Below are 21858 nucleotides of genomic sequence, written 5' to 3'. Positions count from 1 at the left end.
AGCGACCCGAGTTGAACATGCCTTCTCTGTTATTAGTTGATGACCACCCGGTGGTTCATGTCGCACTGGAAGCGGCGCTAATGAAATCATCCCGCCCCTACCGTCTGCAGGCGGCGCAGGACGACGTCCAGGCGCTGGCTCTGCTGGCCGAGACCGCTTTCAGCCTGGTGATCCTGGATATCGGCCTGCCGCAGGTCGACGGGCTGCAGCTGTTGAAAAAAATCCGCCGCCGCTACCCGCAACAGAAGATCCTGATCTATACCGCGCAAGAGGCCGATGTGTATGCGCGCATGGCGCATGCCGCCGGCGCCGACGGTTTCGTCAACAAAGGCAGCTCGCTGGCGGAGTTGGTGCAGGCGATCGAGCAGGTGCTGGACGGTGAAACCAGTTTCCCCGCCGCTGCGCTGGCCGAAGAAGCGCCGACGGCGGACGGCGGGCTGCTCACGCCCAAGGAGCTCGAGGTGCTGGGTTTGCTGAGCCAGGGGCTGTCCAACCTGCAGATCGCCGACCGGCTGCACATCAGCAACAAGACCGTCAGCACCCACAAGAAAAACATCCAGCGCAAAACCGGCGCCGGTAATCTGCTGGAGCTGGTAGCGGTGTTTAAAGAGCTGGCGCCATGATGCGCCGCGCCCTGCTGCTGCTGATCCTGTGGTGCGGCCTGGCGCAGGCGGGGGAGCCGGTGCGCTATCAGCTGGTCAGCAACCTGAATCCCCCCGAGAATATGCTGATCGTCGGCGAGAAAAATCCCTGGCGCGATCGCACGCTGCGCGTCGGCATCATCAGTGAGAACACCAGCCCGTACAACATCATTGTGGATGACGATCTGTATGGGCTGAACGCCGACTACCTCGGCTATATTCAGCAGGTGACCGGCATCCGCTTCGCCATTTACGGCTTCGCCGACCTGACCCAGCTGGAGCAGGCGCTGCACGACGGCAAGGTCGATCTGTTGTACGGCATCCCGCAGAGCGAAGCGCTGCACGGGCTGGAGATCTCCCAGCCTTACTACGTCAGCAACCTGCGCGTATTGCGCGATCGCAGCAACGATCGGCCGGTGATGCTCAATTCCGCCAACGCCCGCGTCGCGATCGGCGCGCTGACCGACATGCAGTCCGGCGGCGCCCTGCAGGCGGTGGCGTCGCAGATCCAGCGCTACGACAACAATCTGCAGGCGGTCTATTCGCTGCTGAACGGCAGCAGCGACTACTTTATCGCCGACGAGGCCAGCGCCAGCTTTATCATCGACCAGCTGCAGCTTGGCCAGCTCTATCAGATTGAAAGCAACGAGAACCTGGGCAACCTCTCCTTCGTGTTCGCCGCCGCCGATCCGCGGCTGATAGACACGCTGAACACCGCCATCGCCGACGCGCCGATGGAACTGATGAATGCCCTGCAGAGCCGCTGGAGCAAAAAGATCCCCAGCTACCTCGATACCGGCAATGCCGATCTGACGACGATGGAGAAGAATTGGGTAGCGAGCCACCGCGTGGTTTACTACGCCGCCATCGAGAACAACTTCCCGTTCGCCTACCGCGGTTCCGACGGCCAGCCGCGCGGCTACGCCATCGATATTCTCAACATCATCGCGCAAAACACCGGGCTGCGTTTCGCGCCGCTGTGGGCGCGCAATGCCGAGCAGGCCGATCAACTGGTGCAGTCCGGCCAGGCCAGCTTCCGCGCCGCCCTGCCGCTGGCGCGCGGCGTCAAGGCGCGCTACGGCGCCAGCATGCCGATCCACCGTTCGCTGTGGGGCGTTTACGTCGGCCAGTATGCCAACGGCGTCTCGACCTGGGGCGATCTGGCCGGCAAGCGCATCGGCGTGCTGCAGGGCGATTTGGCTCAGGGGCTGGTGCCGGAGCAGGAACAGACCGTCAGCTTCGCCGACAGCAAGTCGATGTACGACGCGCTGGCCAACGGCCAGCTGGATGCGCTGGTGGATAACGTCATCTCCGCCAACTTTTTGGCGCTGTCGCGCTATTCCGGCGCCATCAAGCTGGCCTTCGCCGCCAACAACATCCCCTATCCGGTGGCCTTCGGCGTGCGCCGCGATCGGCCGCTGCTGCTGGCGATCCTGGATAAGAACCTGATGCAGATCCCGGCGGATACCCTGCAATCGCTGCGCGACGAGTGGATCGTCGACCGCAGCAACCTGATCGACGCGGTGAACGACAACCGCATGCCGCCGCAGACCACCTGGCTGCTGGCGCTGTTGGCCGCCGCCACCGTGCTGCTGCTGGCGCTGACGCTGCGCCGTTTCATGCTGCAGCGCCGTGAAAAACGCGAACGCGAAGAGCTCGAGCAGGCGCGCCGCCGCGCCGAAGCGGAAAACCGCATGAAGAGCAAATTCCTCGCCACCGTCAGCCATGAACTGCGCACGCCGATGCACGCCATCCTCGGCCTGCTGGAACTGGAGCTCAAACGCCAACCTGCGCCGGAAGGCCTACCGGTGATTTACAGCTCGGCCTCATCGCTGCTCAACCTGCTCAACGACCTGCAGGATCACGCGCGGCTGGAAACCGGGTCGTTGACGCTGGCGCCGAAACCGATGGCGCTGCGCCCCTGGGTCGCGCGCATCGACGCCCTTTACCGGCCGCTTATCGGCGAACGGCCGTTGACCTTGAGCGTGGTGGCGGATCCGGCTCTGCCGGAGGCGGTGATTATTGATGGTGAGCGTTTACTTCAGGTGGCTAACAACCTGATAAACAACGCGATAAAGTTCACGCCGCGCGGCGCCATTCAGGTCTACGTCGGCTGGCGCGCGCAGGATGAGCGGCAGGGGGAATTGCGATTAACGGTGAACGACAGCGGCTGCGGCATCGCCGCCGATGAAATAGGCAAACTGTTCCAACCGTTTTACCGCGCGCGCGGCGCGCAACGCATCTCGGTGCAAGGTACCGGTTTGGGCCTGTCGATCTGCAAAGAAATCGTCGAACAGATGGGCGGCCGCATCGAGTTGCACTCGCAGCCGGGCGTCGGCACCCGCGTCGAGGTCGCGATACCGGTCGAGCTGAGCGGCGCCGCGACGGCTGGCGCCCAAGAGGAGCACACCTTTGCTCTGCCGTCTTCCACCTTGCGTACCGCGCTGATCGACGACCATCCCACCAATTTGTTGTTGCTGGAACGCCAGCTGCGCCACTTCGGGCTGCAGCCGGCCCGCTTTGAACAAGGCTATGCGCTGCTGAAGGCTCAGCGCCGGCAGCCTTTCGATCTGCTGTTTATCGACTATAACATGCCGCGCCCGGACGGCCTGACGCTGGCCAGGCTGATCCGCCGCGACGAACAGCGGCTACGGCGCCCGCCTTGCCGCATCGTGCTCTGCTCGGCAGACGTGCAGGAGTTTACCCGCATCCCGCCAGGGCTGGTGGCGATCGACCACTTCCTGACCAAGCCGATTTCACTGGCGGCGATCGGCCAGGTATTGGCCCAGCAACCGCAGGTTCAGGAAGAAAAGTCAGTCCTTACTGACCTGCGGCAAACGCTGGCTGAAATGGCGGGCGGCGATCGCGCCATGATGCAGCGGCTGGCGCAGACGCTCAGCGACACGCTGCGGCAAGACCGGCAGCGGCTCGCGGATGCCGTCGCCGCGAGCGACTGGCCACGCCTGGAACAGGCGGCGCACCGCATCAAGGGCAGCCTGCTGATGCTGCAGCTGCCGGAAGCCGCGCAGCTGTGCCAGCAACTGGTGGAAACCGCACGTCGGGGCGAGCTTGCCGCCGCCGCTTATACTAAATTAAAGGCGTTAGTGGCGCAGATAGAACCGGAGCTGGACGCTCTGCTCGCCGCCGCCCCCACTTTCGCTATGCATAAGGATGAATAATGTCGGACACTCCACACGTACACCTGCCGAAAGACAGTAATAGTAAACGCCTACTGACCGCTTTTTTAGTCACCGCCGTCTTTATGGTGGCCGAGGTGGTCGGCGGCCTGTTGTCCGGCTCGCTGGCGCTGTTGGCCGACGCGGGGCACATGCTGACCGATGCCGCCGCGCTGCTGGTGGCGCTGATGGCGGTGCACTTTTCCCAGCGCAAGCCCAACGCGCGCCACACCTTTGGCTATCTGCGCCTGACCACCCTGGCGGCCTTCCTCAACGCCGCGGCGCTGCTGGTGATCGTGGTATTCATCCTGTGGGAGGCGATACGGCGTTTCTTCGAACCCCAGCCGGTGATGGGCACTCCGATGCTGATCATCGCCATAGCGGGGCTGCTGGCGAACCTGTTCGCCTTCTGGCTGCTGCATCGCGGCAACGAAGAGAAAAATATCAACGTGAGGGCGGCCGCGCTGCATGTGCTGGGCGACCTGCTCGGCTCGGTGGGCGCCATCGTCGCCGCCATCGTTATTCTCGCCACCGGCTGGACGCCGATTGACCCGATCCTGTCGGTGCTGGTCTCCTGTCTGGTGCTGCGCAGCGCCTGGCGGCTGCTGAAGGAGAGCTTCCACGAGCTGCTGGAAGGCACGCCGCAGGAGGTCGATATCGCCAAGCTGCAAAAAGACCTGTGCCTGAACATCCCGGAAGTGCGCAATATCCACCACGTACACGTCTGGCAGATCGGCGAACAGAAGCTGATGACGCTGCATGCGCAGGTGATCCCGCCGCATGACCACGATGGGCTGTTGCAACGTATCCAGGCTTATCTGTTGGAACACTACAAGATCGGCCACGTGACCATTCAGATGGAGTACCGGCACTGCGAGACGCCGGACTGCGGCATCAACCGGGCGCCGGAGCCGAGTGAACACTCACATGCCGAAGCGCACTCCCATCTGGGACATCGCCACTAAGCCAAGAGGGCGCCATCACGGCGCCCTCTGCGTTGTTACGGAGCGGAAGATAACGGATTGGAATGGTTGCGCCCGGCGCTCTTGATCCACAGCCAGGAGCCGTTCAGCGCGATCAGCGTCAGAATGACGTACTCCAGCGCCATCGCGTACACGCCCTGGTAAGCGAAGATCGCCACGCTGATGACATCGATAACTACCCACAGCAGCCAGTTTTCCACGTACTTGCGCGTCATCAGGATCATCGCCACGATGGAGAGCACCATCATCGCCGAATCCCAGAACGGGAAGGCGTCCGGCTGCAGCGTCGGCATCTGTACGTTCAGCCCCAGCCCTTGCATCACCGCCACCGCAATCTGCGTCAGCCAGGCGAACACGCGGTCAATGTTGAAAGTCATCAGGCCGATGCCGATGACGCAAACCGCCGCCCAGGCCAACGCTTTCGGCAGCGGCAGCCAGCGGATCTGCAGCTCGGCCTGGTTATCCTGGGTTTGGCGGCTCCAGGCATACCAACCGTAAATATTGGCGCCGAAGAAAAACAGCTGCAGCAGCAGGCTGGCGTACAGCTGGATCTGGAAGAAAATCACCGCGAACAGCGTGACGTTGATCAGGCCGAACAGGTAGTTGATGATTTTTTCCTTGCTGGCGTACCAGATGCACAGCAACCCGAACAGTGTGCCGATGGCTTCGATCCACGACAGATCGTAACCGCCCGCGCCAAGCGGAATATGCACCAAAATATTGCTGGTACTGAAGAAGCTCATGAGGTCATCCTTTTAAACGGTTAAGCGTTGCCTTTAACCTGCATCTTAAGCTGAGCGGCGAAATCCAGCATGCGGTTCAGCGGCACCAGCGCCTTTTCACGCAGCGCGGCGTCCACGTGGATCTCATGCTGCGCGCCCCCCCGCTCCAGCCCTTCGGCAATCGCCTTCAGGCCATTCATCGCCATCCACGGGCAGTGCGCGCAGCTGCGACAAGTCGCGCCTTCTCCGGCGGTCGGCGCCTCGAACAGTTCCTTGTCCGGACAAGCCTGCTGCATCTTGTAAAAGATACCGCGATCGGTGGCGACAATCAGCTGTTGATGCGGCAATGTTTTCGCCGCCTGAATCAGTTGGCTGGTCGATCCCACCGCATCCGCCAGCTCGACCACCGCCTGAGGCGATTCGGGATGCACCAGGATGGCCGCCTGCGGATAGAGCGCCTTCATGCGCCGCAGCGCCTGGGTCTTAAACTCGTCATGGACAATGCAGGCGCCTTGCCAACACAACACGTCGGCGCCGGTCTGCTTCTGCACGTAGCTGCCGAGATGACGATCCGGCGCCCAGATAATTTTCTCGCCCAGGCTATCCAGATGCTCGATCAGTTCGACGGCAATGCTGGAGGTCACCACCCAGTCAGCGCGCGCTTTGACCGCCGCCGAGGTATTCGCATAGACCACCACGGTGCGATCGGGATGGCTGTCGCAAAACGCATGAAATTCCTCTTCCGGGCAGCCCAGATCCAGCGAACATTCGGCAAACAGCGTCGGCATCAGCACCTGCTTTTCCGGGCTGAGGATCTTGGCGGTTTCCCCCATGAAACGTACGCCGGCCACCAACAGCGTGGAAGCCGGATGCGAGCTGCCGAAGCGCGCCATTTCCAGCGAATCCGCCACGCAGCCGCCGGTTTCTTCCGCCAGCGCCTGGATTTCCGGGTCGGTATAATAATGGGCGACCATTACCGCGTTGCGCTGCTTGAGCAGGGTTTTGATCTTCTCGCGATAAAAGGCTTTTTCCGCTACGTCCAGCGGTACCGGTTTCGGCGGGAAGGGATACACCGCCGCGTTGACATCAAACATTTCACTCATCGCTGCAATCTCATGCTAGGCTGGGCGCCTGCCGCGTGAATATCGCCTGCCGCAACGCCCCTCGTTTTATATACTAAACAAAATACCTAAAACCTCGCGAAAAGTCCGCTGATATTTTCATATTTACGCACTCATTGTTTAATAGATTAAAAATACAGACATTGACCACGCAGATCACGACGGATAATGTCCTGGTGAGGGCGTATGGCGTTCAGAGAAGAGCGAGATGCCGATCGATGCAGTGTTGAAACGAGAAAGCAGGGATTCAGGTTGGGGTGCTGCAGAGGCGAAAAAAGCGCCAAAAGGCGCTTTTTTCTGAATTGGTGGGTCGTGCAGGATTGATTCGGCCTGTGGCCTCACCCTGCGGGCAACGCTGCGCGTTGTCGTATCGCTACGCGATGCTCGAACCTGAACGCAGGATCTCACCCGCACGACTCAGTGGGCCATGTCAGTAAGAGGATAAAGGCAGAGTCAGGTGGCGTAGATGCGAAAAAAGCGCCAAAAGGCGCTTTTTTCTGAATTGGTGGGTCGTGCAGGATTCGAACCTGCGACCAATTGATTAAAAGTCAACTGCTCTACCAACTGAGCTAACGACCCGCAGTGTGGTGGGTGATGACGGGCTCGAACCGCCGACCCCCTCCGTGTAAAGGAGATGCTCTACCAACTGAGCTAATCACCCACTGCTGTGGTACTGCTATTTTTCACACCTTGCTCTATCAAAGAGTGGTGGGTCGTGCAGGATTCGAACCTGCGACCAATTGATTAAAAGTCAACTGCTCTACCAACTGAGCTAACGACCCACTGATGTGGTTTACTGCTGATGGCGAATAGGTTACAAAAACCGACTCGCGGAAAACAAGGATGGGGATGTTCAGGACAACTCGACGGGTACTCGACTCGGACCTTTACTTTGCCACATCAAACCGATTCTGAAGCTGCCATTCTCTAAGAATGGTGGGTCGTGCAGGATAACTCGGCCTTTGGCCTCGCCCTTGCGGGCCATCACCGGAGTGATGTTGTCTCGCTTCGCGAGACTCGAACCTTTACGGTTCTCATCCTTTACGATTCTCTATTGCAGCCATTCTCTAAGAATGGTGGGTCGTGCAGGATTCGAACCTGCGACCAATTGATTAAAAGTCAACTGCTCTACCAACTGAGCTAACGACCCATAACAGTGGTGGGTGATGACGGGCTCGAACCGCCGACCCCCTCCGTGTAAAGGAGATGCTCTACCAACTGAGCTAATCACCCACTGTTGTGGTTACTGCTACTTCAGAAATTGGTGGGTCGTGCAGGATTCGAACCTGCGACCAATTGATTAAAAGTCAACTGCTCTACCAACTGAGCTAACGACCCAATTTCCCTGCCGCTTTAACATCTTGCAAGATGTCTTGGCAACGGCGGCATATATTACTAATTTATCTTGGCAGCGCAACCTAAATTTTTTACTGATGCGTTCAACTGCTTGTTCTTCACGCGAACGAGCCCAGAAATCGGTCAAATCGACTAACTTCTGGGCTCATTTTTCTAACCGTTAACCGCCTACGCGACTTTTCGCCTGCTTGGCCGCCGCACTGGTTGGGTATTGTTTAATCACCTGCTGGAACACGGCCTTGGCTTTATCAGCCTGCCCTTTTTCCTGCATGATGATACCCACCTTGTACATGGCGTCCGGCGCCTTCGGTGATTTAGCGTAATTCTTCACCACCACCGCAAAATAATAGGCCGCATCGTCTTTTTTACCCTTGTTGTAGAACAACTGACCCAGCCAATAGTTGGCGTTGGGCTGGTAAGTAGACTTCGGGTACTGTTTTACGAAGGACTGAAAGGCGGAAATCGCCTGATCATACTGTTTTTTTTCCAGCGCCAGAGAAACAGCGGCGTTGTAGTCACTGTTCTCATCACCGCCACTCGGCGTTGCAGAAGCGGCTGCAGGCGCGCTGCTGCCCGCATCGGAAGATGCGCCTGCGGCTGCCCCGCCGGCAGCGCCCGCTGCCGCAGAGGCGCTCTGAGCGCCGCCCTGGCTGAGGCTATCCATCTGTTGATAGATTTGCTTCTGGCGTTCAACGACCTGATTCAACTGATACTGGCTTTCCTGGATTTGCCCACGGAGAGAATCAATGTCGCGTTGATTGTCAGAGAGTTGCTGCTGGAGTTGGTTTAAAAGCTGGCCTTGAGCATTGCTGATGCGCTCAAGCGAGGTGACACGGTCTTCGACCGAGCCGGAGCCGACATTACTGATTGGCGCTTGGGCAGTAGCGGCCCAAGGGGCCGCTACGCCAACCAGTAACGACAGACTCAACAGGTGACGTCTGAAGTTACTGTTCATGCGATTCTCTTAGTAAACCAGAACGGCACGACGGTTTTTAGCATAAGCCGCTTCGTCGTGGCCCAGTACTGCTGGTTTTTCTTTACCGTAAGAAACGATAGAGATCTGGTCAGCGGAAACGCCTTTACCTTGCAGGTACATTTTAACGGCGTTAGCACGACGCTCACCCAGAGCGATGTTGTATTCCGGCGTGCCGCGTTCGTCAGCGTGGCCTTCAACGGTCACTTTGTAAGACGGGTTGTTACGCAGGAATGCAGCGTGCGCGTCCAGCATCTGAGCGAATTCGGAGCTTACGTCATACTTGTCCAGGCCGAAGTAAACGATGTTGTTCTTCTGCAGTTCTTGCATCTGCAGACGAGCTTGTTCTTCGGAAGACAGGTTGCTGCTGCCGTTTTCCATACCAGTGCCGGCGCCAGCGCCCATACCAGATTGGTCGTTGTTCGCGCTTTTGTTAGAACTACAAGCTGCTACAGCCAGAACTGGCAGTGCCAGCAGAAGCCCTTTCAGCACTTTGTTCAGTTGCATTTCTTTGATCCTTTTATAGTTTGCCATACATATTTACACATGCATCACAGATACGGCGACCAGGCAGGGAATTTGACCTGTCCATCAGTTGCCGGAAGACGCGCTTTGAAACGCCCATCAGTTGACACCAACTGCAGCACGGAGCCCATACCTTGCGTGGAGCTATAGATCACCATGGTGCCGTTTGGCGCAATACTAGGCGTTTCATCCAGGAAGGTGCCGGTCAAAACCTGAACGGCGCCCGATCCAAGATCTTGTTTGGCGATGTGTTGTGCACCACTGTTGGTGCTCACCATCACCAGGAATTTACCGTCGGAGCTGACTTCAGAATCCTGGTTCTGAGAGCCTTCCCACGTCAGACGCTGCGCGGCACCGCCGCTGGCGCTGATTTTATAAATCTGCGGACGCCCGCCCTGGTCGGAGGTAAACGCCAGCGACTGGCCATCCGGGAACCAGGTCGGTTCGGTGTTGTTGTTACGGCCATCGGTCAGTTGCGTGATCTGGCCGGAGCCGAGGTTCATCACGTACAGGTTCAGGCTGCCGCTCTTGGACAGCGCGAAGGCCAGCTTGCTGCCGTCCGGCGAGAACGCCGGCGCACCGTTGTGGCGCGGGAACGAGGCGATCTGGCGGATAGCGCCGTTAGCCAGGGTCTGCACCACCAGCGCAGAGCGGCCGCTCTCGAAGGTCACGTAAGCCAGTTTGCTGCCGTCCGGCGACCAGGCCGGCGACATCAGCGGCTCAGGCGAACGGTGCACCGTGAACTGGTTGTAACCGTCGTAATCCGCTACGCGCAGCTCGTACGGGAATTTCCCGCCGTTGGTCTGCACCACGTAGGCGATACGGGTGCGGAACGCGCCCTTGATGCCGGTCAGCTTCTCGAACACTTCGTCGCTGGCTGTATGGGCAGAATAACGCAACCACTGTTTGGTCACTTTATACTGGTTCTGCGCCAAGACGGTGCCCGGCGAACCCGAGGTGTCCACCAGTTGGTAGGAAATCAGGTAGCTGCCGTCGGCGCCAGGTTGAACCTGGCCGACCACCACGGCGTCGATGCCCAATGCAGTCCAGGCCGCCGGCGTCACTTCAGACGCGGAGGTCGGTTGCTGCGGCATGCGCGCCACGTCGATCGGGTTGAATTTGCCGCTGTTGCGCAGATCCGCGCCGACAATCTTGCCGATATCTTCCGGCGGCGTGCCTGGGCCCGCCCATTTAAACGGCACCACGCCAATCGGGCGAGCGGAGTCGACCCCTTGGGTGATTTCAATGCGAACTTCCGCGTGCAGCACGGACGCCCACAGAATTAAAAAACCTAGCGCTACTCGAAATGCCTGCTTCATCTCATCTCCCTTATCCAGGCGGGATGCCTGCGATAAATTAGCAGAATTTTAACAAACCAACTTACGCAAAACTACATAATCCCTGTTGGTTACCTTAGTACATCCCTGTGATATTACTCACTCAATCAACCGTTATTGCGGTTTGAATTCAAGGATAGAATTCTTAAAGTGCTGATAAACGGCATCGCTCGGCGGCTTCGGTATATGCGCCAACTTGGCGGCAGAGACCGCGGCCTGACACAAAGCAGGATCGCCGCCCGCCGCTTGTACACTTATCAGCAGGCCGTCCGGCGCCAGCTTGATACGCAGGTCGCAGGTTTTGCCGGCGAACGAACTGGCGTCATAGAATTTGCTCTGAATCGCCCCTTGGATCTGCCCCATATAACCGCTGATATCCGCCCCGCTGGCGCCAGCCGTTTTGGCATTGCCCTGCCCGGCCGGTTTACCGTCGCCCTTCGATTTGGCACCGCCGCCTTTCGGCGCGTTCTTGCCATCCGCCAGGCCGCCAAACAGGTCATCAACTTCCGCCGACTGCTTCGCAGCCTCGGCGGCGGCTTTTTTCTTCTCTGCAGCGGCTTTCTTGGCTGCCGCAGCTTTCTCAGCGGCGGCCGCTTTCTTCTCTGCCTCGGCGGCAGCCTTCTTCTCGGCTTCCGCTGCGGCTTTTTTCTCAGCTTCAGCGGCCGCTTTCTTCTCCGCGGCCTCTGCGGCTTTCTTTTCTGCCGCGGCGGCGGCGGCTTTCTTCGCCTCTTCCGCCTGTTTCTTGGCGGCGGCGGCGGCGGCCGCTTCTTTCTTGGCTTCCGCTTCGGCTTTCTTCTGGGCTTCCGCCTGCGCCTTGGCGACCTTGTCCGCTTCGGCCTTCGCCTTGGCGGCAGCGGCTTCGGCGACCTTCTGTTGTTCTTTGGCCTTGGCTGCGGCGGCTTCCGCCGCTTTTTGCTGCTCGGCGGCCTGTTTTTGCTGCTCCGCCGCCTTCTGCTGTTGCTCAGCCTGCGCCTTGGCGTCCTGCGCGGCTTTCTCCTGCGCCGCCAAACGCTCTTTCTCCAGCTCTTTCAGGCGCTGCTGCTGCTCCGCCTGCTTCTGCTGAAGCTCTTCGGCCTGTTGCTCCGCTTTTTTCTGGCGCTGCTTTTCGGCACGCTGCGCATCGTTGCTCTGCTGCTGCTGGCGGTTGTACTGCTCCACCACCGCGCCGGGATCGACCATCACCGCGCCCACCACGGTGCCATCACCGCCGCCGCCGGCGCCCATGTCGACCTTTTCCTGCAGCGATCCCCAAATCAGCAGGGCAATCAGTATGAAGTGCAGAACGACCGAAACAATAACGGCGCGGTTCAGCTTATCGTTTTGCTCAGTTGCCTTTACCAAAATAGATTCCCAAAAACTGGTGTTGCTTATACGGGGTTCCTGGGCCGCAGCGCAGGAACCGGGTTGCCGTTGGCCTTACGGTCAGATCGGCTGGGTCATCAGCCCCACGGAAGCCACGCCCGCCTGATGGAGAATATTCAATGCCTTGATAATCTCATCGTAAGGGACTTCCTTCGCACCGCCGATCAAAAAGACCGTTTTCGGGTTAGCCGCCAAACGCGACTTGGCTTCGGCCGCGACTTGCTCAGGCGGCAGCAGCTCCATACGGTTGTGATCCACCACCAGGGTGTATTGACCTACGCCGGAAACCTCGAGGATCACCGGCGGATTGTCATCGCTGGACACCGTCTTGGAATCGGTGGCGTCCGGCAGGTCAACCTCCACGCTCTGCGTGATGATTGGCGCGGTTGCCATAAAAATCAGCAGCAGCACCAGCAACACGTCGAGCAGCGGAACGATGTTAATTTCGGACTTCAGCTCACGCCGACTACGTCCACGTACTCTCGCCATGCTACCTCCTACTTATTTGCTGTCGCTGGAGAAGGCCTGACGATGCAGAATAGCGGTGAACTCTTCCATAAAGTTGTCGTAATTCTGCTCAAGCTTGTTGACGCGCTGGTTGAGACGGTTATAGGCCATAACCGCCGGGATGGCGGCGAACAGACCGATCGCGGTGGCGATCAGCGCTTCGGCGATACCCGGCGCCACCATCTGCAGCGTGGCTTGCTTCACCGCGCCCAGCGCGATAAAGGCATGCATGATCCCCCACACGGTGCCGAACAGGCCGATGTACGGGCTGATCGAACCGACGGTGCCGAGGAACGGAATATGGGTTTCCAGCGTTTCCAGCTCGCGGTTCATCGAAATGCGCATCGCGCGCGACGCCCCTTCGATCACCGACTCCGGCGCATGGTTGTTGGCGCGGTGCAGGCGGGCGAACTCTTTGAACCCGGAATGGAAGATCTGCTCGGAACCGGTCAGGCTATCGCGACGCGCCTGACTTTCCTGGTACAGACGGGAAAGCTCGATACCGGACCAGAATTTGTCTTCAAAGGCTTCGGCGTCACGCGTCGCCGCATTGAGGATGCGGGTGCGCTGAATGATGATCGCCCAGGAGGCTACCGAGAAGCATATCAAAATCAACATGATAAGCTTAACCAGCAGGCTCGCCTTCAAGAATAAATCTAGGATGTTCATGTCAGTCACTGCTTAAACTCCGCGACAATAGACTTAGGAAGCGCTCTTGGCTTCATTTGGTGTGGATCAATACAGGCAATCAGGACATCTGCCTGGCTCAGTAGGGCCCCGTCAGAATTGACAATGCGTTGAGCAAACGTGAGAGAAGCCCCGCGCAGAGAGGTGATTTCACTCTGGACCTCCAGTTGCTCGTCGAGACGAGCCGGAGCCAGATAATCCACCGTCATGCGCCGGACGACAAAAGCGACTTGTTCACTGAGCAGCTGCTGTTGATGAAAGTTGTGCTGACGCAGCATCTCTGTGCGCGCTCTTTCAAAAAAGGCGACGTAGCGGGCGTGATAGACCACACCACTGGCATCGGTATCCTCGTAGTAAACGCGAACCGGCCATCGAAACAACGTATTACTCACTCTACTTCCCAGCAATGCAATTTAACGCTGCTACTATACGCAAGACGGATCGGGTTGGGAATGGGTTACAAGATGGGAATGAAAATAATTATGGGCCGTGAGGGCCCATAACGTGGGGACATCAGGGAGATTATAAAGAAACGTAAAGTAATCCTGCGCACAAGATCACAATTGCAGGAAGCGGCGCGAAAAAAGCGCGCCAGACGCTGCGCTGCGGGCGGAATCCGAAACCGTGGATCACTCCGGCGCACACTGCCCAAATCAGCAACAGCCCTTCCCAAATCTCCAGCGAGCTGGTTTTGGCGGCGAAACGCGTCGGATCCCAGAACACGCACCCCGCCAAAATCAACGCCAGCACCAGGGAAAGGGCCCGAACCGGGCCCTTGTCGGTGACAGCGTACAGCTTGTCAATCACGGACGAGCTCATTACTTACCGTCTTGCTGAGCTTTGGTCGCTTCGCTCTGCTCAAGCGCCAGCGCCGTGATGATGCCGAAGGCGCAGGCAAGAAGCGTTCCGAGAATCCAGGCAAAATACCACATGGTTTAGCTCCTTATCCTTAGTACAGCGAATGCTTGTTGTTTTCGATGTAGTTCTTGTCGAGGCGACCGAACATTTTGTAGTACGACCAGCTGGTGTACGCCAAAACGATAGGCACGAAAATCGCCGCCACGACGGTCATCACTTTCAGCGTCAACAGGCTCGACGTCGCGTCCCACATGGTCAGGCTGACGTTAGGCACGGTGCTGGACGGCATCACGAACGGGAACATGGTGACCCCGGCGGTGAGGATGACGCAGGCGATGGTCAGCGACGAAGTGACGAACGCCAGTGCGCCTTTCTCCAGACGCGAGAACAGGATGGTGAACAACGGCAGCACCACGCCCAGTGCAGGCAAGGCCCACAGCAGCGGATACTTGTTGAAGTTGATCAGCCATGCGCCGGCCTGATGCGCCACTTCTTTACGCAGCGGGTTGGATTCCGCCATGGTGTCCAGCGCCGAAGTGATCACGTAGCCGTCGATGCCTTTCACCAGCCACACACCCGCCAGCAGGAAGCATACCGCCATGATCAGCGTCGCGATCTGCGCTGCGGCGCGTGACCGCAGGTGGATCTCGCCGGTGGTGCGCATCTGTAGGTAGGTCGCGCCCTGAGTGACCAGCATGGTCAGACTGACCACGCCTGCCAACAGACCGAACGGATTCAGCAGTTGGAAGAAGTTGCCGGTGTAGAACAGACGCAGGTATTCGTCCACATGGAACGGCACGCCCTGCAGCAGGTTGCCGAACGCCACGCCGAATACCAACGCAGGCACGAAGGAACCGATGAAGATGCCCCAGTCCCACATGTTGCGCCAGCGGCTGCTCTCCAGCTTGGAACGGTAGTCAAAACCGACCGGGCGGAAGAACAAGGCCGCCAGCACCAGGATCATGGCGACGTAGAAGCCCGAGAAGGCCGCTGCGTAGACCATCGGCCAGGCGGCGAACAGCGCGCCGCCGGCGGTGATCAGCCACACCTGGTTACCGTCCCAGTGCGGGGCGATGGAGTTGATCATCACCCGGCGCTCGGTATCGGTTTTACCGATGATGCGCACCAGGATGCCGACGCCCATGTCGAAACCGTCGGTGACGGCGAAGCCGATCAGCAGTACGCCAACCAGCACCCACCAGATAAATCGCAGTACTTCATAGTCAAACATACGTGGACTCCTGTTTAGCGCGCTTCCTGCACGGCGGCAGTCGGTTGTTCAAAGTGGTAGCGGCCGGTTTTCAGGCTGCTTGGACCCAGACGCGCAAACTTGAACATCAGGTACATTTCAGCCACCAGGAACAGGGTGTACAAGCCGCAAATCAGCCCCATCGAGAACAGAATGTCGCCCGCGGTCAGCGAAGAGTTGGCGACTGCGGTCGGCAGCACCTCACCAATCGCCCACGGTTGACGGCCGTATTCCGCCACGAACCAGCCGGCTTCCACCGCGATCCACGGCAGCGGCAGGCCATACAGCGCCGCACGCAACAGCCATTTCTTCTGGCCGATGCGGCCGCGCACCACGCTCAGGAAGGACAGGCCGATAATCAGCAGCATCAGCACGCCGCAGGCCACCATGATGCGGAAGGCGAAGTACAGCGGCGCCACGCGTGGAATGGAGTCCTTGGTCGCCTGCTGGATCTGCGCTTCCGTCGCGTCGCTGACGTTCGGGGTATAACGCTTCAGCAGCATGCCGTAGCCCAGGTCTTGCTTGGTTTTGTTGAATTCCGCACGCACCGCAGGATCGGTATTGCCGCCGCGCAGCTCTTCCAGCAGCTGGTAGGCTTTCATGCCGTTGCGGATACGCACTTCATGTTGCGCCAGCAGATCTTTCAGGCCTGTGACCTGCGTGTCGGTAGAACGCGTGGCGATCAGGCCAAGCGCATACGGGATCTGAATAGAGAAGGAGTTTTCCATCTTGTCCTGATCGGGAATGCCGAACAGGGTGAAGGACGCCGGTGCCGGCTGGGTATCCCACTCCGCTTCGATGGCGGCCAGTTTGGTTTTCTGTACGTCGCCCATTTCGTAACCGGATTCGTCACCCAGCACGATCACCGACAGCACCGCAGCCATGCCGAAGCTGGCGGCGATGGCGAAGGAGCGTTTGGCGAAAGCGATGTCGCGGCCCTTCAGCAGGTAGTAAGCGCTGATGCCCAGCACGAACATGGCGCCGGTGGTGTAGCCTGCAGCCACGGTGTGAACGAATTTCACCTGCGCAACCGGGTTAAGCACCAGCTCGGAGAAGCTGACCATCTCCATGCGCATGGTTTCGAAGTTGAAATCCGACGCGATCGGGTTCTGCATCCAGCCGTTGGCGACCAGGATCCACAGCGCGGACAGGTTTGAGCCGAGGGCCACGAACCAGGTTACCGCCATGTGCTGCACCTTGCTCAGACGATCCCAGCCGAAGAAGAACAGGCCGACCAGCGTCGATTCAAGGAAGAACGCCATCAAACCTTCGATGGCCAGTGGGGCCCCGAAGATATCGCCGACGTAGTGAGAGAAATACGACCAGTTGGTCCCGAACTGGAACTCCATGGTCAAACCGGTGGCCACACCCAGAGCAAAGTTAATCGCAAATAACTTTCCCCAGAATTTGGTCATGTCTTTATAGATTTGTTTGCCAGACAGGACATATACCGTTTCCATAATTGCCAGCAAGAACGCCATACCGAGCGTTAATGGGACAAATAAGAAATGGTACATCGCCGTTAAAGCAAACTGTAAGCGCGACAGTTCGACAATATCAAACATCTTGACTCCTTGCTCCTCGCAGGAAGACTCCGACACGCGGTTATCGGCATACTTCTTTCAAAGCCGCCAGTAACGCCCCGCAGTGAATGCCCTTAAACACAACAAATTTGATCCAGCTTCTCCGCTTTCAACCGCACACTCGGCCAATAGCCCCTCGGGCCGCCGACAAGCACGCCACTGAAAACCGACAACGGGTAACAAATGCAACAAGATCAACCATCCATAATCACAACATGGATGATACTCGCCCAATCCCACACAATAAATAGGTTTTTACGTGACGTGGGTTGGACTTTTGGTTACAGGTCAAATCTTAGCCGAAAGAGGTACTTCGGGCTAATTTGATCTGAGACAATTTAAGCCTATCCGCATATTATTTCCATATTCATCAGCACATTTCGCCTATTTTTCTTGAGGGCATGTTGCGCAATGGTTTAATTGTTTTTTAATGATATTTTTGTGTTAAATAAATGTAATTTAAAAGAGCCGCCATTGTATTATTACGCGCTTATTCTGCGACATAATTAACCTTTTATTTCCATTAAGCCGTGACAGTGATTGCAGTCACAAAACAACAAATCTCTCTCCAATATTAGTCTATTTCTCGCGATGGGATCGTAAAGGTTGCGATTTTGTAGCAAAATGACCACTTATGTTAAAATTCCATTGAGTGACAATAAGTTATGAAAAAAATCATCTTTGCCTCTGTCTTGGGACTCTCGGGAAACGCCATGGCCGCCGAAACGGTAAACATCACCCTGCTGGGCACCTCCGATCTGCACGGCACCTTCGTGCCCTGGGACTACGCCAGCGACACGGAAAACCTGGCGGGCAGCCTGAGCCAGATAGCCACTCAGGTCAAAAAGGTGCGCGCCGAGCAGCCTAACCTGATCCTGGTGGACGCCGGCGACACTATTCAGGGCAACTTCGTTGAAACCTTCAAGCATGAGGCCATCAGCCCGATGATGCTGGGCCTCAATGCGCTCAATTACGACGTCTGGGTGATGGGCAATCACGAGTTCGACTTCGGCCTGCCGGTGCTGGCCACCCCGCTCAAGCAGTTCAAGGGCGCGGCGCTGGCGGGCAACATCGTCTGGGACAACGGCAAGCCTTATCTGCCGGCCTACACCATCCTCGAACGTCAGGGCGTGAAGATCGGCATTATCGGCATGGACACGCCGATGACCGCTGAATTCGCCAAGGGCACCGATCGCATCAAAGGGCTGAACTTCACCGATCCGGTGCAGGCGGTGAAACAGGTCATCAAACAAATCGACGGCCAGGTCGATGCCATCGTACTGGTGGCGCATATGGGCATCGACAACGAGAACCAGCGCCCGGGCACCGGCGTGGCCGACATTGCCAACGCCAACCCGGAACTGGCGGCGATCGTCGCCGGCCACATGCATGTGAAGATCGACAAGGCGGTGGTCAACGGCGTCATCATCACCGAACCGGACAAATACGGCCGCGCGCTGTCACGCATCGATCTGCAATTTGAACGCCGCGACGGCAAATTCACGCTGATCGATAAAAACAGCTACACCTACCCGATCAAAGGGCTGACGCCCGACAGCGCCATGCAGGCTCTCTACCAGCCGTATCATGACATTTTGCGCGCCAACGCCAACCGGGTGGTGGCGAAGCTGAGCGGCAGCGATCTGGTGCCTGCCGACGAGTTCCGCGGCATTCCTCAGGTACACGTGCAGGATACCGGCATCAGCGCGCTGTTCCAGCAGGCCGCCCGTCACTACGCACCGCTGGCGCAGGTGATCGCCCTGCAGATCGACAACGATCGCGCCAAACTGGACGTCGGCGACATCAAGGCCAAGGATATCGCCTTTAACTACCAATACGCCGGCGGCGAGATCACCGTTTATCAGCTTAACGGTAAAGCGCTTAAACGCTACATGGAGTGGTCCGCCGGCTACTTCAATCAGCTGCAGCCGGGCGACGTCACCTACAGCTTTAACCCGGCGCGGCGTTCGTCCAAATATTCCACCAACGATTTCTTCGATGGCGTCACTTACACCATTGATCTGCGCCAACCCGCCGGTTCGCGCATCGTCGATCTGCGCCTGGCGGACGGCACGCCGGTCACGGACGATATGCCGATCCGTCTGGGCATGAACAGTTACCGCATGGGCCACCTGACGCAAAAGGGCGGCGCGCTGGAAGGGCAATCCTTCCCGGTGCTGTTCGACAGCAAAGCGCAGTACGGTGAAGAAGAAGGCACCATTCGCCACCTGGCCCTGCGCTACCTGACGGAAGTGAAACACGGCCAATACCAGGGCGTGCCGCCGCAGCGCTGGAAACTGATCGGCATAGAGGGATACGAACCGCAGCGGGCGATCGTTAAACGGCTGCTGAATGAAGGCGTTATCCAGGTGCCGACCACCGACGATGGCCGCTACACCAACGTCGCGTCGATCAACGTCAAAGACGCGCTGTTCCGCAACGCCGACGATTACCGCGCCGCCCTCGCCTCGCTGGAGCAGCAGCGGCAAGCCGCCGCGGATCCGGTGCAGCAGCGCCGCCTGCAGGATCGGATCGCGCTGATCAAGGCGCTCAACGTTTTCTGAGTTTCGCCCATAAAAAAGGCCACCCAATGGGTGGCCAAACATGTCGAGATATTGTTATTTCGTACTAGGTTCTTAGCGCTTCAGCACCGCTTTTACCGCATCGCCGATGTCCGCCAGGCTGCGAACGGTTTTCACGCCCGCCGCTTCCAGCGCAGCAAACTTCTCGTCTGCCGTGCCTTTGCCGCCGGCGATGATGGCGCCTGCGTGGCCCATACGCTTGCCTTTCGGCGCGGTCACGCCGGCGATGTAGCCGACAACCGGTTTGGTGACGTGTTCTTTGATGTAAGCCGCCGCTTCTTCTTCTGCGCTGCCGCCGATCTCACCGATCATCACGATCGCTTCGGTCTGCGGATCCTGTTGGAACATCTTCAGGATATCGATGAAGTTGGAGCCCGGGATCGGGTCGCCGCCGATGCCCACACAGGTGGACTGGCCCAGACCGGCATCGGTGGTTTGTTTCACCGCTTCATAGGTCAGGGTGCCGGAGCGGGAAACGATGCCCACTTTGCCCGGCAGGTGGATGTGACCAGGCATGATGCCGATTTTGCACTCGCCAGGGGTGATCACACCAGGGCAGTTCGGCCCGATCATGCGCACGCCGGCTTCGTCCAGCTTCACTTTTACGGTCAGCATGTCCAGGGTCGGGATGCCTTCGGTGATGGTGATGATCAGTTTGATGCCGGCATCGATCGCTTCCAGAATGGAGTCTTTGCAGAACGGCGCTGGAACGTAGATGACGGAGGCCGTCGCGCCGGTCGCTTCAACCGCTTCGCGCACGGTGTTGAACACCGGCAGACCCAGGTGCTGAGTGCCGCCTTTGCCTGGGGTGACGCCGCCAACCATTTTGGTGCCGTAAGCGATAGCTTGTTCGGAGTGGAAAGTCCCCTGGCTACCGGTGAAGCCCTGGCAAATTACTTTGGTGTTTTTATCGATTAAGATGGACATTATTTACCCTCCACTGCTGCAACAACTTGCTGAGCCGCATCAGTCAGGCTGGTCGCAGCAATGATATTCAGGCCGCTGTCCGCCAGTTTCTTGGCGCCCAGTTCGGCGTTGTTCCCTTCCAGGCGCACCACGACCGGGACGTTAACGCCCACTTCAGCCACTGCGCCAATGATGCCGTCGGCGATCAGATCGCAACGTACGATACCACCGAAGATGTTAACCAGAACCGCTTTCACCTTGTCGTCGGACAGGATGATTTTGAACGCTTCGGTCACGCGCTCTTTGGTCGCGCCGCCGCCCACGTCCAGGAAGTTGGCCGGTTCGCCGCCGTGCAGTTTAACGATGTCCATGGTGCCCATCGCCAGACCGGCGCCGTTCACCATGCAGCCGATGTTACCGTCGAGGGCAACGTAGTTCAGCTCCCACTGGGCCGCACGGGATTCACGCTCGTCTTCCTGAGAAGGGTCACGCATTTCACGCAGTTCAGGCTGACGGAACAGGGCGTTGCCGTCGGCGCCCAGTTTGCCGTCCAGGCACACCAGATCGCCCTGCTTGGTGATCACCAGCGGGTTGATCTCAACCATCGCCAGGTCGCGCTCCAGGAACAGCGTCGCCAGGCCCATGAAAATCTTGGCGAACTGGCTGACTTGCTTGCCGGTCAGGCCCAGTTTGAAGGCCAGCTCACGACCCTGATAAGGCTGTGGACCCGCCAGCGGATCGATGGTCATTTTGTGGATCAGTTCTGGGGTTTCTTCCGCCACTTTCTCGATTTCCACGCCGCCTTCGGTAGACGCCATGAATACGATGCGACGGGTCGCGCGGTCTACGACGGCGCCCAGGTACAGTTCTTTATCGATGTCGGTCGCCGCTTCAACCAGGATCTGGTTAACCGGCTGGCCCAGCGCGTCAGTCTGGTAAGTCACCAGACGCTTGCCCAACCAGGCTTCCGCGAAAGCACGGATATCTTCTTTGCTGTTGACGACTTTAACGCCGCCCGCTTTACCGCGGCCGCCAGCATGAACCTGACATTTCACCACCCACGGGCCGGAGCCGATTTTGGATGCGGCTTCTTCTGCTTCACGCGGAGTGGTACAGGCGTAACCGGTCGGTGCCGGCATGCCATACCGAGCAAACAGCTGTTTTGCCTGATATTCGTGTAAATTCATGATGTTCTATCCATTCAGTTCTGAAGGTTTTTAGCCGGACCATTATTACGCGGTAAACCGCATGGTTTTCCGGCCACATAGCACAGAGTGCGGGCGCGGCACG

General features: G+C 58.4%; 19 protein-coding genes, 6 tRNA genes and 2 other RNA genes. 4 read left to right on the top strand and 23 right to left on the bottom strand.

Going from position 1 to position 21858, the window contains the following annotated elements:
* The first annotated feature begins 17 nt into the window (after nt 1-17).
* From WFM45_RS02005 to zitB, 3 genes are read left to right on the top strand one after another with little or no spacing between them, the layout of a single operon-like run.
* On the top strand, nt 18-623 hold the full coding sequence (locus WFM45_RS02005) for a response regulator (protein WP_033634136.1): 606 nt from the start codon (nt 18-20) through the stop codon (nt 621-623).
* Nucleotides 620-3820 carry an ATP-binding protein gene (locus tag WFM45_RS02000; protein ID WP_085336516.1) on the top strand — a complete coding sequence of 1067 codons (3201 nt, stop codon included), beginning with the start codon at nt 620-622 and terminating at the stop codon, nt 3818-3820. Before WFM45_RS02005 ends, WFM45_RS02000 begins: the two co-directional genes overlap by 4 nt.
* The gene (zitB, locus tag WFM45_RS01995) at nt 3820-4782 is read left to right on the top strand and encodes a CDF family zinc transporter ZitB (RefSeq protein ID WP_015376984.1); all 963 of its coding nucleotides are present in this window, start codon (nt 3820-3822) and stop codon (nt 4780-4782) included. Before WFM45_RS02000 ends, zitB begins: the two co-directional genes overlap by 1 nt.
* 35 nt (nt 4783-4817) lie before the next feature.
* On the opposite strand, the gene pnuC is transcribed toward zitB, so the two are convergent.
* The 21 genes from pnuC to cydA all read right to left on the bottom strand — a co-directional run bounded on the left by pnuC (nt 4818) and on the right by cydA (nt 17062).
* The gene (pnuC, locus tag WFM45_RS01990) at nt 4818-5543 is read right to left on the bottom strand and encodes a nicotinamide riboside transporter PnuC (RefSeq protein ID WP_021504601.1); all 726 of its coding nucleotides are present in this window, start codon (nt 5541-5543) and stop codon (nt 4818-4820) included.
* 20 nt (nt 5544-5563) lie between these two features.
* A complete protein-coding gene (gene nadA / locus WFM45_RS01985; RefSeq protein WP_060558799.1) occupies nt 5564-6625 on the bottom strand; it encodes a quinolinate synthase NadA in 1062 nt (353 codons plus the stop codon).
* A 321-nt stretch (nt 6626-6946) separates the two neighbouring features.
* Nucleotides 6947-7071, bottom strand: a non-coding RNA gene (locus tag WFM45_RS01980) — RtT sRNA.
* A gap of 75 nt (nt 7072-7146) precedes the next feature.
* Nucleotides 7147-7222 (bottom strand) — tRNA-Lys (locus WFM45_RS01975).
* 6 nt (nt 7223-7228) lie between these two features.
* Nucleotides 7229-7304, bottom strand: a tRNA-Val gene (locus WFM45_RS01970).
* Nucleotides 7305-7349: 45 nt separating this feature from the next.
* Nucleotides 7350-7425: transfer RNA gene (locus tag WFM45_RS01965), tRNA-Lys, on the bottom strand.
* A gap of 152 nt (nt 7426-7577) precedes the next feature.
* Nucleotides 7578-7702: non-coding RNA, RtT sRNA (locus WFM45_RS01960), on the bottom strand.
* 15 nt (nt 7703-7717) lie between these two features.
* Nucleotides 7718-7793 (bottom strand) — tRNA-Lys (locus tag WFM45_RS01955).
* Between the two features lie 7 nt (nt 7794-7800).
* Nucleotides 7801-7876: transfer RNA gene (locus WFM45_RS01950), tRNA-Val, on the bottom strand.
* 29 nt (nt 7877-7905) lie between these two features.
* Nucleotides 7906-7981 (bottom strand) — tRNA-Lys (locus tag WFM45_RS01945).
* A 178-nt stretch (nt 7982-8159) separates the two neighbouring features.
* The gene (gene cpoB, locus WFM45_RS01940) at nt 8160-8954 is read right to left on the bottom strand and encodes a cell division protein CpoB (RefSeq protein WP_004939852.1); all 795 of its coding nucleotides are present in this window, start codon (nt 8952-8954) and stop codon (nt 8160-8162) included.
* Nucleotides 8955-8963: 9 nt separating this feature from the next.
* A complete protein-coding gene (pal, locus tag WFM45_RS01935) occupies nt 8964-9479 on the bottom strand; it encodes a peptidoglycan-associated lipoprotein Pal (RefSeq protein WP_004939853.1) in 516 nt (171 codons plus the stop codon).
* Between the two features lie 44 nt (nt 9480-9523).
* On the bottom strand, nt 9524-10816 hold the full coding sequence (tolB, locus tag WFM45_RS01930) for a Tol-Pal system beta propeller repeat protein TolB (protein ID WP_004939856.1): 1293 nt from the start codon (nt 10814-10816) through the stop codon (nt 9524-9526).
* Between the two features lie 132 nt (nt 10817-10948).
* Entirely contained in the window at nt 10949-12175 is a 1227-nt protein-coding gene (gene tolA / locus WFM45_RS01925) for a cell envelope integrity protein TolA (RefSeq protein ID WP_060558797.1), read from the bottom strand.
* Nucleotides 12176-12256: 81 nt separating this feature from the next.
* Entirely contained in the window at nt 12257-12685 is a 429-nt protein-coding gene (tolR, locus tag WFM45_RS01920; RefSeq protein WP_004939859.1) for a colicin uptake protein TolR, read from the bottom strand.
* Between the two features lie 12 nt (nt 12686-12697).
* Nucleotides 12698-13381, bottom strand: a complete 684-nt coding sequence (tolQ, locus tag WFM45_RS01915) for a Tol-Pal system protein TolQ (RefSeq protein ID WP_004939862.1) — start codon at nt 13379-13381, stop codon at nt 12698-12700.
* Entirely contained in the window at nt 13378-13782 is a 405-nt protein-coding gene (ybgC, locus tag WFM45_RS01910; RefSeq protein WP_004939863.1) for a tol-pal system-associated acyl-CoA thioesterase, read from the bottom strand. The genes tolQ and ybgC overlap by 4 nt, the downstream gene beginning before the upstream one ends.
* A gap of 130 nt (nt 13783-13912) precedes the next feature.
* Complete coding sequence (gene ybgE, locus WFM45_RS01905; RefSeq protein WP_004939866.1) at nt 13913-14209, bottom strand: cyd operon protein YbgE; 297 nt, start codon at nt 14207-14209, stop codon at nt 13913-13915.
* Nucleotides 14209-14322 carry a cytochrome bd-I oxidase subunit CydX gene (gene cydX, locus WFM45_RS01900; RefSeq protein WP_004939868.1) on the bottom strand — a complete coding sequence of 38 codons (114 nt, stop codon included), beginning with the start codon at nt 14320-14322 and terminating at the stop codon, nt 14209-14211. The genes ybgE and cydX overlap by 1 nt, the downstream gene beginning before the upstream one ends.
* A 17-nt stretch (nt 14323-14339) precedes the next feature.
* Nucleotides 14340-15479 carry a cytochrome d ubiquinol oxidase subunit II gene (gene cydB / locus WFM45_RS01895; RefSeq protein ID WP_015376980.1) on the bottom strand — a complete coding sequence of 380 codons (1140 nt, stop codon included), beginning with the start codon at nt 15477-15479 and terminating at the stop codon, nt 14340-14342.
* Between the two features lie 14 nt (nt 15480-15493).
* Nucleotides 15494-17062 carry a cytochrome ubiquinol oxidase subunit I gene (gene cydA, locus WFM45_RS01890; RefSeq protein ID WP_004939873.1) on the bottom strand — a complete coding sequence of 523 codons (1569 nt, stop codon included), beginning with the start codon at nt 17060-17062 and terminating at the stop codon, nt 15494-15496.
* A gap of 683 nt (nt 17063-17745) precedes the next feature.
* On the opposite strand from cydA, the gene WFM45_RS01885 reads away from it, so the two are divergent.
* Nucleotides 17746-19644 carry a bifunctional metallophosphatase/5'-nucleotidase gene (locus WFM45_RS01885; protein WP_336954293.1) on the top strand — a complete coding sequence of 633 codons (1899 nt, stop codon included), beginning with the start codon at nt 17746-17748 and terminating at the stop codon, nt 19642-19644.
* A 72-nt stretch (nt 19645-19716) separates the two neighbouring features.
* Here WFM45_RS01885 and sucD read toward each other — a convergent pair whose 3' ends face one another.
* On the bottom strand, nt 19717-20589 hold the full coding sequence (sucD, locus tag WFM45_RS01880; protein WP_004939878.1) for a succinate--CoA ligase subunit alpha: 873 nt from the start codon (nt 20587-20589) through the stop codon (nt 19717-19719).
* On the bottom strand, nt 20589-21755 hold the full coding sequence (sucC, locus tag WFM45_RS01875) for an ADP-forming succinate--CoA ligase subunit beta (protein ID WP_015376978.1): 1167 nt from the start codon (nt 21753-21755) through the stop codon (nt 20589-20591). The genes sucD and sucC overlap by 1 nt, the downstream gene beginning before the upstream one ends.
* Nucleotides 21756-21858: the final 103 nt, after the last annotated feature.

Origin of the sequence: Serratia sp. KG1D (genome assembly GCF_037150675.1) — a bacterium.
Lineage (GTDB): Bacteria > Pseudomonadota > Gammaproteobacteria > Enterobacterales > Enterobacteriaceae > Serratia > Serratia nematodiphila.
This window is presented reverse-complemented; position numbering and strand designations above follow the sequence as displayed.